We start from the raw sequence: 3,359 nt of genomic DNA, 5'->3' as shown, positions 1-3,359 counted from the left end.
GGCTCACAGCTGGTGACCGCCCGCCACTGTTTCGCCGACCTGGAGCGCGACTACGTCGTCGTCACCTGGGAGCAGCCGGGGGCGGCGAAGTCCTACAGCGCGATCAGCCCGGAGGACATCACCCTGGACACCTACCTCTCCGACGGCGCGGCCGTCACCGACCTGCTGAGGAGCGAGTTCGGCCAGGACCGCATCTACCTCATGGGCGAGTCCTGGGGTTCGGCACTGGGGCTCATGATGGCGCGCGACCACCCGGAGCACTATCGGGCCTTCATCGGCACCGGGCAGATGGTCGACTTCCTGGAGACCGACCGGATCGACTACCAGACTGCACTCGACGACGCCCGGGCGAGTGGGAACCAGAAGCTCGTCGGCCAACTCGAGAAACAGGGGCCGCCCCCCTACGAGTCGGGCACCGCGTTGAAAACGGCAGCCTTCCTCTCCCCCTTGAACGGCCTGTCGGCGCGCTCCGGCCAGCTCCACAGCGCGGTCTTCTCCACGATGGACGGCGTCTACGGCGTCGAGTACGGCCTGCTCGACAAGGTGCGCTTCTTCTGGGGGCTGCTCAGGGTGCTCGACACGTTCTACGCCGACCTCTACCCGATCGACCTCCGCCAGAGCGCGGCCGAGCAGCAGATCCCGATCCACATCTTCCACGGCCGCTACGACTACAACGCGCCCGCCGGCCTGGCCGAGGACTACTACGCGCGGCTCAGCGCGCCGAGCAAGTCGCTGGTCTACTTCGAGCACTCGGCCCACAACCCCTGGCAGACGGAGAATGAGCTCTTCAACGACGAGGTGCGGCGGGTGTTCGCCGAGCCCGCCTGAGGCAGTTCCACGCGTTCGTAGGGTAGGTCGCGCGCTCGCACCCTCTACCCCTCGAACTGAAGCCGTAAGGTACGAACGCGACGCCGGAAACCGGGACCGACGGCGTCGAGGGAGACGCCAGGGCTACGGCTGCTCCCGCTCAGCCTCCTTGAGCGCCCTGGTGAGGGCAGCCGAGACCCCTCGCGCACCGAGGCTGCGCTTCCTCGCGCTCAGACGCTTGAGCGCCCATGTGAACAGGTCCTCCCGGGAGACCCACTCCGGGTTCCTGGCACGCGCCTGAGCCATGAGCCCCACCAGTTCTCGGGGATGGATCTCCTCGATGGAGTCCACGTGGTCCAGCGCGTTGCGACGGTAGGTCGGGGCCGCGAGCGCGTCGTCCCGGCAGGCCCACACGAAGCCGTCCTCGTCGAAGTAGGCGAAGGCCTCCCCCAGGGCCGCCCTGATCGACTCCTCGCGCGACTTGACGGTTCGCGACAGTCCGAAGGCACGGGAGATCTTGACGTAGAGCCGGCGCCGCGAGATCGGGGCCTCGACCTGGCAGATGGCGGTGGCGACCTCGACGAGCACCTTCTTGGCCTCTGGATCAGTACCGGCTCGGTCAAGGATCTCCAGGGGGCGCACGCCCGCCGGGCTCCAGGCGGTGTACTCCTCCCCCGGGGCCCGCGGGCCGGGGGCAAGCGACAACGCATCGCCGCCACCCGCATCGGCGGAGTCCTGGACTGCGGTCCGAGCATCGTCGTCGGCGAGCGGCTCGGACTCCTCGGCCCGACCGGGACGCTCCGATTCGAGCACTGTGGTCGACGGCGTCGGCGGCACCCAGTGGCCACCGGCAGCCTTGACGAGCCGGGCGACGACGGCCTGCGGGTCCGCCAGCCACTCGGGCGTCCAGACCCGCTCGACCCGTCGCCAGCCCATGGTGCGCAGGACGTCGACCGGCAGCAGGTCGCGGTCGACGACGCCCTCCCGCTTGTTCCACTGCGGCCCGTCGAGCAGGACGGCCACGGCGGGGCGGTCTGGCTGGTCGGCGCGCGCCAGGACGAGGTCGATCTCGAAGGCGGAGTGGCCGACGCCGGTGCGGACCGTGAGCCCGGCCGCCTCCAGCGCTCCGGCGATCTCACGGCGGTGCCAACTGAGCATGCTCTGCGAGGCCGGCAGGGCCCGCGGGGCCCGTCCCTCGGCGGCCTGGTGGAGGTAGGCGCGCAGGTCCTTGACTCCTCGGTGGGCCGTGCGCTCGGCGTGCAGGTCCTGGGGGTCGAAGCTGGTGAAGACGATGATCTGCCGGCGGGCCCGGGTGATGGCCACGTTGAGGCGACGTTCGCCACCGGCGTGGTTGAGCACCCCGAAGTTCAGCGGCAGATCGCCCTGGGCGTTGGCGGCGAAGGTCGCTGAGAACAGGATCGTGTCGCGCTCCTCACCCTGGACGTTCTCCAGATTCCTGACGAACAGGCCGTCACGGGCGCCGAGTGCCTCGATGACCCGGGGCGAGGCGACCTCACGCAGCCTGTTCTCGATGAGGTCTCGCTGCCTGTCGTTGAAGGTGATGACGCCCAGCGAGGGCAGGCGCTCGGGGGAGGCCTCGACGTGCCGAAGCACCTCCTCCACCACGAGTGTGGCCTCGAGCGGATTGGTGTTCAAGGAAGCACCGGGGTGGCGGGCGCGGTCCTCGGGCCGGAAGTAGCGGCCGCGGACCCGTCGCAGCGAGATGCCGTGACCGCCGGGCCCGTCGTCGGCCCCGGTGGCAGTCGTGAGCGGACTGGGGAAGGTGTGCAGCCGGCCGCCGTAGTAGTGGCGATTGGAGAAGGCGACAAGGGACTCGTCCCGACTGCGGTAGTGCCAGGTGAGGCGGCGCTGGAGCAGGCCGCTGTCCAGGCAACGGGTGAGGATGGAGTCGACCTCGGACGCCTGCTCCCCTCGTGTCTCGCCGGCTCCGGGGGTGGGCGGCATCTGCTTGGGGTCACCGACCACGATCACGCTGCGGCCGCGCCCCATGGCGCCCACGGCGTCGGGAACCCGGATCTGGGAGGCCTCGTCGAAGACGACGATGTCCACGTAGTGGCGGTCTGCCGGGAAGAACCGCGCCACCGAGTCGGGCGAGACGAGCAGGCAGGGTGTCAGAGCGGTGATGAGGTCGCCGTAGGTGTCCATCAGCTCGCGCACGCTCATGACGCTGCGACGGCGGTTGAGCTCGTTGCGCAGCGCCTCGGCACGGGCGGCGGCTCCCTGCAGGACTCGGTCTCGGTGGGCCAGGACGACGTCGAGCAGCTCGGGTGTCAGGGCCGCCCGCAGCTCGTCCAGGGCGCTGCGGTAGCGCTCGATGAGCCGGTTGTGGGCGGCGGCGTCGAAGCCGTCCAGGCCGGTGGCGCGGGCCCGCTCCTCCAGGACGGTACGGGCCTGGACGGCGGCAGAGCCCGCAGAGTCGGCCGAGTCTCCGGCCTCCCGGAGCTGGGCGAGTACCTCTCGGGCCCCGCTGTAGGACGGGCCGCCCGGTGCCGGCTCGTACAGGCCGCGGCGGTAGGCGTCGAGCTCGGTGC

At 70.5% G+C, this 3,359-nt stretch carries 2 protein-coding genes; one reads left to right on the top strand and one right to left on the bottom strand.

Annotation, left to right across the window (positions count from 1 at the left end):
* A partial coding sequence (locus RWR81_RS13055; protein WP_314458149.1) for an alpha/beta hydrolase occupies positions 1 to 828 on the top strand: 828 nt, incomplete at its 5' end.
* A 123-nt stretch (positions 829 to 951) separates the two neighbouring features.
* On the opposite strand, the gene RWR81_RS13050 is transcribed toward RWR81_RS13055, so the two are convergent.
* The coding region (locus RWR81_RS13050; protein WP_314458148.1) for a DUF3320 domain-containing protein at positions 952 to 3,359 on the bottom strand (2,408 nt) is incomplete at its 5' end.

It is taken from the genome of uncultured Actinomyces sp. (assembly GCF_963526355.1).
Taxonomy (GTDB): domain Bacteria; phylum Actinomycetota; class Actinomycetes; order Actinomycetales; family Actinomycetaceae; genus Actinomyces.
This window is presented reverse-complemented; position numbering and strand designations above follow the sequence as displayed.